Source organism: Moorena bouillonii PNG, from assembly GCF_001942495.1.
Taxonomy (GTDB): domain Bacteria; phylum Cyanobacteriota; class Cyanobacteriia; order Cyanobacteriales; family Coleofasciculaceae; genus Moorena; species Moorena bouillonii.
Window position 1 is genome coordinate 3,515,805 of record NZ_MKZS01000001.1, and the last position, 6,717, is coordinate 3,522,521.

The 6,717-nt window shown below is 42.3% G+C and carries 6 protein-coding genes; 4 read left to right on the forward strand and 2 right to left on the reverse strand.

The annotated features are described in order from the left end of the window. Nucleotides 1–102: 102 nt before the first annotated feature. From BJP37_RS14315 to BJP37_RS14325, 3 genes are all read left to right on the forward strand, one after another. Nucleotides 103–1,011 carry an AAA family ATPase gene (locus BJP37_RS14315; RefSeq protein ID WP_075899701.1) on the forward strand — a complete coding sequence of 303 codons (909 nt, stop codon included), beginning with the start codon at nucleotides 103–105 and terminating at the stop codon, nucleotides 1,009–1,011. 19 nt (nucleotides 1,012–1,030) lie between these two features. Continuing rightward, on the forward strand, nucleotides 1,031–1,600 hold the full coding sequence (locus BJP37_RS14320; RefSeq protein WP_075899703.1) for a cytochrome C: 570 nt from the start codon (nucleotides 1,031–1,033) through the stop codon (nucleotides 1,598–1,600). 468 nt (nucleotides 1,601–2,068) lie between these two features. Then, entirely contained in the window at nucleotides 2,069–2,422 is a 354-nt protein-coding gene (locus BJP37_RS14325) for a hypothetical protein (protein ID WP_075899705.1), read from the forward strand. A 376-nt stretch (nucleotides 2,423–2,798) separates the two neighbouring features. Here BJP37_RS14325 and BJP37_RS14330 read toward each other — a convergent pair whose 3' ends face one another. Beyond that, the gene (locus BJP37_RS14330; RefSeq protein WP_075899707.1) at nucleotides 2,799–3,164 is read right to left on the reverse strand and encodes a LapA family protein; all 366 of its coding nucleotides are present in this window, start codon (nucleotides 3,162–3,164) and stop codon (nucleotides 2,799–2,801) included. A 436-nt stretch (nucleotides 3,165–3,600) separates the two neighbouring features. Here BJP37_RS14330 and BJP37_RS14335 point away from each other — a divergent pair, with 436 nt between their 5' ends. Beyond that, entirely contained in the window at nucleotides 3,601–4,407 is an 807-nt protein-coding gene (locus tag BJP37_RS14335; RefSeq protein WP_075899709.1) for a PRC-barrel domain-containing protein, read from the forward strand. Nucleotides 4,408–4,659: 252 nt separating this feature from the next. Here the strand turns inward: BJP37_RS14335 and BJP37_RS14340 are convergent, their stop codons facing one another. Beyond that, a complete protein-coding gene (locus tag BJP37_RS14340; protein ID WP_075899711.1) occupies nucleotides 4,660–6,327 on the reverse strand; it encodes a hybrid sensor histidine kinase/response regulator in 1,668 nt (555 codons plus the stop codon). Nucleotides 6,328–6,717 lie beyond the last annotated feature (390 nt).

Genomic DNA, 6,717 nt, shown 5'->3' on the forward strand with positions numbered 1-6,717 from the left:
GCTCCCTGCTCCCTGCTCCCTGTTCCCAGATCCGCTGTTCCCAGATCCGCTGTTCCCTGCTCCCTCCAATAATTTGTCCCTCACCCAATTGAACACTGCTCTATGAGACAACGAATTCAACAGCTCCAGGAAAATCTCGGTCGTGTGATTGTTGGTAAAGCAGATGCCATTCGTCTAGTGATTGTGGCTCTATTGGCTGGGGGTCATGCCCTACTCGAAGATGTCCCTGGTGTGGGCAAGACACTCCTAGCAAAATCCCTAGCCCGTTCCATAGATGGGAAATTTCAACGTATTCAATGTACCCCTGACCTATTACCGACCGATATCACAGGTACCAATATCTGGAATCAGCGCAGTGGTGAGTTTGAATTTCTCCCAGGTCCAGTATTTACCCATGTCTTGCTAACCGATGAAATTAATCGAGCCACACCCCGGACCCAGTCAGCCTTATTGGAAGTAATGGAAGAGCAGCAGGTCACCGTAGATGGGCGATCGCGTCCCGTACCTCAGCCCTTTTTCGTGATTGCCACCCAAAATCCAGTGGAATATCAAGGTACCTTCCCCTTGCCAGAAGCCCAAATGGATCGATTCCTATTATCCTTATCCCTAGGTTATCCCACAGAACAAGAAGAACTCCAGATGTTGCAACGCCATCTAGAAGGAATGATGGTTTCCGAGCTCACCCCCTGTATCACCACCGATGAAGTATTAGAATTACGGAATCTTTGTCACCAGGTCAAAGTAGAACAGTCACTACAAGAGTATATGCTCAATTTAGTCAGAGCATCCCGTTCCGCCGAAGATGTCACCTTAGGAGTCAGTCCTCGCGGTACCATTGCTTTACAACGGGCAACCCAGGCACTAGCCTTTATCGAAGGTCGAGATTATGCCATCCCAGATGATATCAAGTTCCTGGCACCTTATGTACTGTCCCATCGTCTCATTACGTCGGGGGGGCGTCGTGCTCAGCCCATTGTTGAGCAATTGTTGCGCTCTGTACCAATCCCTTAAAGAGTGTTGTGTGTGAGGTATGTCCAAATTTTTTAAGTCAAGAAACCCAAGGCGAAACCGTAGACGTTCACCTTGGGTTCTATTGTTATTGCTAATTTTTTGGAGTATTAGCATCGGATGGGGACTGGAGCGAGCCGTAGGATATACGATTGAGCCAGAAACAGTTACCTCCAACCCCACCCAATTAACCGCATCCATGGACCCAGTGTCCAAACGCTACAAATTAGGCAAAGACCTTTACCTAGAAAACTGTTCCGCTTGTCACATTGCTTTGCCACCAGAAGTATTGCCTACCGAAACCTGGCGTCGGTTATTGTTAGAGCCAAACGAACATTATGGTACCCAACTACCAAGACTACTTGGTCCAAGTTTATTGCTGACCTGGCAATACTTGCGAGATTTCTCCCGTCCCCATAACAAAGACGAAGAAGTCCCTTATCGTATGACCCAATCCCGTTATTTCACAGCCCTGCATCCCCGAGTCAAAATCCCTCGACCCTTTGGCGTTAAAACCTGTGTGACTTGTCATCCCGGTGTCACAAACTATGATTACCGCACCCTGACCCCAGAATGGCAAGATGCTCCGTAATCCGGTGATGGGGAGATGGGGAGATGGGGAGGTGGGGAGATAGGGAGATAGGGAGATGGGGAGATGGGGAGGTGGGGAGATAGGGAGATGGGGAGGTGGGGAGATAGGTAGATAGGGATATTAGGGAATTATAGCACTTTCTAGTCTAATCAGATACACAAGATTTTTTCACTCTTCCCGATTCCCGATTCCCGATTCCCTGTTCCCTGTTCCCTGTTCCCTGTTCCCTGTTCCCTGTTCCCTGTGTTACAGCCTATAGCATTGTGTTACAATTACTACAAAACCAATTTAACAATTCCTTTAGTATTTAGTGCATAGCAGTTCTATAGGATTAGTAAACAGTCAGAGTTCTGATCCAGAACACAGAACACAAAACTCATCAAAATCTACTAATCTCGATCACCTTGGCTGGAAAGGTTGAGGTAACTGGTGAAAAGGATAACTGGTAAAAAGGAAGGTATTTAACCTATGAAATACACCTTTGAAATCTTAGGAGTATCTCCTGTCCTAGACTTTTTCAATCATCAACAGACGTTGAGTCAGAGAAAAGTCCCACCCCGGCTGAAATACTTAGGTACTTATCACTGTACCCTGGATGCTTTAATTGAATCAGCTGAAACCCTTCCCTCCCAGGCAGATTGGGGTATAGATCAAGCTGTAGACAGTGTGATTGAATTCTGGATGAATCACCCAGAAATCATCAGTTATTGGAAACAACGATTAAATGATGCTGGTAAGGATAATTTACTAGTGTCAAGGGTGGCAGATTTTGAATCATTAAAAGCTGAGTTTGAATCCTTGATCAGTAGTTCAAATAGGTAAGCTATCAGCTATCAGCTATCAGCTATCAGCTATCAGCTATCAGCTATCAGCTATCAGTTATCAGCTATCAGCTATCAGCTATCAGCTATCAGCTATCAGCTATCAGCTATCAGCGATTAGCGCTACTTGAGATGCTACTTGAGGTGCTATCAGCTATCAGCTTTTTAAAAAAAGAGGTAAGTATTCATTTAATCTATTTTACTTATCCTGATCTACTTTTATGTTGACTTTCAATTCTCATTAATCTCGAACTATTAAATTCTACCGTTTGCCCATTGCCCATTGCCCATAGGCGCACTATACGCAGGGTTTATTTTAGTTGACGGCTGACGGCTGACGGCTGACGGCTGACCGCTCAATACCAACAGTTTTCCAGCTATTGCGGCTCAGATTCTGCTAATGAGGCACCTATCTTACTTTTTAAACTATCTTCTAAATACTCTATTCTTTTGCGTTGATTATCAATATTTACTATTGTTTCATTATAATCCTGCTCTAATTCATTAATCCGTTTCCGTTGCCGAGCTAGTTTACGACTTTGGTTAATTAGAGTAGGTGTGGAGATTAATAAACCGGCTAAACAGCCCATAGAAAGAGTTAAAAGAATCACTAGAGATAAAGGTTCTTCTACAGTCCAAACCCCAAAGTTTACCGCCACAATTGCTTTATTTTGGAGGGCGAATAAAATAGCTGCTATAGCTAAGCCGATCACGAAGCCTGAAATCAAAAACAATAAGCGCATAGTCTCAACTCACTCCTTGGTAATCCCCTAGATCAGACTTGACTCAATTATTGTAAGCTAAAATCTAGATGGAAAAAATCACAGAGGAGTACACAAGCATTTAGCATTCAGCGGTCAGCGGTCAGCCGTCAGTTTAAAATAAACCTTGAACCGGAGCATTGAATAATGTTTACCTGTTTTCTTGATGCAGTCGCTCATGGGGGGGACCCCCAAGACCGCGCTGCATCGCTTATTCAAAAGCACCGATTGCGCTACGCGCACGCTGGGCAAACAGTAGCCTGCCCATAGCCCATAAGCTGATAGCTGACTGCTGACCGCTAACGGCACCTCAAGTAGCACCATCTGTAGGGCATAGGCTTACCTGATAGCTTACCGTTGCTGAGCCTTCTGTGTCTTTTTCCGACCGCCAGTTCTTAACTATTGGAGACATGAATAGATGTCTTTACTATTTATCCAACCCAAACCGATCAGGCAGAGCCAGTTAATCAATCGTCTAGTCTTAGAGCGTCAGACCACCGAAGAAATTGGTCATGTCGATCAACTATTGTTGGACTATCAAGCTCATCGAGTCGTTGCCTTAAGGTGTAAGTCTGGATTACTTGGGACGAAAAAACGGTACTTTGCTTGGAGTCAAGTAGAGAGTATTGGCACCGATAGTATTCTCGTCAACACTAGCAAAAATCACAAAGCTCAACAGAAAACCGAGTCTTGGGATTCACTGATCGGACATGAGGTGTGGACAGATGCGGGTAACAAAATTGGTAAGCTAGTGGACTACTTACTCAAACCCAAAAGCGGTAGTGTCGTTAACTATCTCTTCTCCGACAGTGGCTGGCATGGGGTTATGGATGGTATGTATCTACTCCCACCCGTAGCAATTTCGAGTATTGGCAGCAAGCGGGTTATTGTACTGGAGACAGTTGCTCAAAATAGTAAACCGTATGGGGAAGGACTTAATAAAAAAATTGGTCAAGCTACAGACCTGATCAAGGAAGATTATCAAAAAACTGTGCAGGAATTTCAAGCTGTCAAACGAAAAGCTCAACATATACCAGAACAGTTGAAAGATAAAGCCCAATCAGTCACTGAACAGTTGAAGGATAAAGCCAATGCTACCACCGAACAGTTGAAAGATAAAGCTCAATCAGTGACTGAGCAGTTGAAAGACACAGCCAAAGCTACCACCGCACACTTACAGGATAAAGCCAAATCCGTTACGAAGCAGTTGAAAGACAAAACCTAACATAAGTCTAAGGATTTGTGATGAGGCGATAATTTTTACCTATGGCTGTTAATTGGGAATTGGGAATTGGGAATTTTCCAGTTTCCATTTTCCATTAAGTAACACCAAATAGTGATAATAAGTAGTTAATAAAGCGTATTTAACTTAAGGTTGTATCATAGCTTAAAAATAGGTTGTACAAACTATATTAGTCTTAGCATTTTCTGGAAATTTGCAGTTAAATAAATCAGTTTTTTTTAGTCATACTAACCACTAACGAAGAAATGGTAAAGAGACTGTGACACGAGTACCTACACCTATTTTACTTGCCATAACTATTTTACCTTGATGCTGTTCCACATAACTTTTTACAATTGATAATCCCAATCCAATTCCTGCTATAGAACCGATATTACTCCCGCGACTAAAGGAATTAAATAACTCACCTTGATCGTGCTTAGGAATGCCAATACCTTCATCTGTAACTTCCAGTATTACTTGATTAGTTTCACATTTAGCATTAAGTTCAACTTTGCCTCCTTGAGGAGAATATTTAATAGCGTTAGAGAGGAGATTAGTTAGCATTTGCCGTAACAGCTTAGGATCTGATCTGAATTCCTTATAGTCACCTTCATGCCTAAAGAATATCTGGTGTTTATCTGTGGTTTTAGATTGGATTTCATCAACTAATTTATTACAAAATATAACTAAGTCTATAGGTGCTGGTTGGAAATCTAGTTGGTCAAATTCTGTCTTGTTAATAAATAGCACATCATCTACTAAACCAGTCAGGTGCTGAACCATGGATTGAATACGTCTACAATGTTTCACTTGCTGAGTCGGATTGATTTTATGACCGTACCGTTCCAGGATTGCTGCTGATGAAGAAATTGTAGTTAATGGAGTGCGGTACTCATGGGAAATGCTAGAGATAATCCGAGATTTAAAATTGCTCAATTCTTTCTCTTTAACCAGTGATTGACGTAGTTTAAGTTCCAAAACTTGGAGCTGAGCATTAGCTACTCTTAGTTCAACTGTGCGCTCCTCAACCCGACGTTCTAACTCATCATTCAGTTCCTTCTGAGCAATTTCTATTTCCTTGCGAGTGGTGATATCCCGCAGTGATGCCATATAGGCTTTTTTTCCTTCCCATTGAATCTCTACTAGCTGGATTTCGGCAATAACAATTTTTCCATAGGAGGAGCGAATATCTAGTTCTGTAGATTGGCCAACCACTAAGGAACTGCACCATAGTTCTCCTTGGAGTTTTTCCGCTTTACAGTTCATCAGGTATTCTGCTGCGGGATTAACAAATTGAATCACTCGATTGTGATCAATAATGACAACACCATCAGCATTTCTGGTAATCATGGTGCGAAATTGTTCTTCACTGGCTCGTAGGGCTTCAGTTTTTCGCTTCAGTGCTAACAGCAGTCGTTGCCGCTCAATGCCATAGCGCATCGCTCGTATCAATAGGTTCCGATCAAATTCTCCTTTAACTAAGTAATCTTGTGCTCCTTCTTGTAGCGCTTCTATGGCTAAATTCTCATCAGTCAGTCCACTCAGAATGATTATAGGCACTTCGGGAAACTGGGCATAAATTTCACAAAATGTCTCTAAGCCTTGCTGATCGGGTAAGAACAGGTCACAGAGTACGATATCAATATTTCCATACTTTAGGCATTCGAGACCTTGCTCTAAGGTCTCTACATGGGTGAGTGTTGCTGGAAAATGTTTGGCCTTTTTGAGTAATGCTTTAATGAGCTCAACATCCTGGATATCGTCCTCAATTAAGAGGATTCGGGTACAATCAGAATGGTCTGGTCTTTCTGTGGGGAGTTTATTCTGAAAATAAATGACTGAAGCAGGGACTGGTGAAGGGACAGGGAAATTCCTTTGATCAGCTGAAGGAGAAGTTATTGGTAGGTAAGTTGATGACATGGCAATACCGTTAACTAATCAAAAAACATCGGTTAGATTAGATTTAAATCTAATATGTTAATATTGACTTAAAAAAAAAACTGTTTCCACCGTGATTTCACTAGTCGTTATCTCAGTAATTCTACGGATAATTTACTAAAAAATGGACATAAAATCCGTATAATCCTTGAGATTAAGGGGATGAAAATACTAAAAAGTATACCCATTTATGGTCTTCGATGGGTATTCGATGGGTAATTTAGCCTCGAATTATAAAATTAATCTTAAATATAGCAATATATAGCAATTCTACGACTTGTGAGGTACAAATATCTGGGTTTTAGGGAGCAGAGAGTAGGGAGCAGGGAGCAGGGAGCAGCGATGCAGCGCGGTCTTGGGGGTTTCCCCCAT

Bases quoted from the DNA above. Each gene is read 5' to 3' on its own strand.
- BJP37_RS14315 (WP_075899701.1), top strand. From the start codon at position 103: ATGAGACAACGAATTCAACAGCTCCAGGAAAATCTCGGTCGTGTGATT.
- BJP37_RS14320 (WP_075899703.1), top strand. From the start codon at position 1,031: ATGTCCAAATTTTTTAAGTCAAGAAACCCAAGGCGAAACCGTAGACGT.
- BJP37_RS14325 (WP_075899705.1), top strand. From the start codon at position 2,069: ATGAAATACACCTTTGAAATCTTAGGAGTATCTCCTGTCCTAGACTTT.
- BJP37_RS14330 (WP_075899707.1), bottom strand. From the start codon at position 3,164: ATGCGCTTATTGTTTTTGATTTCAGGCTTCGTGATCGGCTTAGCTATA.
- BJP37_RS14335 (WP_075899709.1), top strand. From the start codon at position 3,601: ATGTCTTTACTATTTATCCAACCCAAACCGATCAGGCAGAGCCAGTTA.
- BJP37_RS14340 (WP_075899711.1), bottom strand. From the start codon at position 6,327: ATGTCATCAACTTACCTACCAATAACTTCTCCTTCAGCTGATCAAAGG.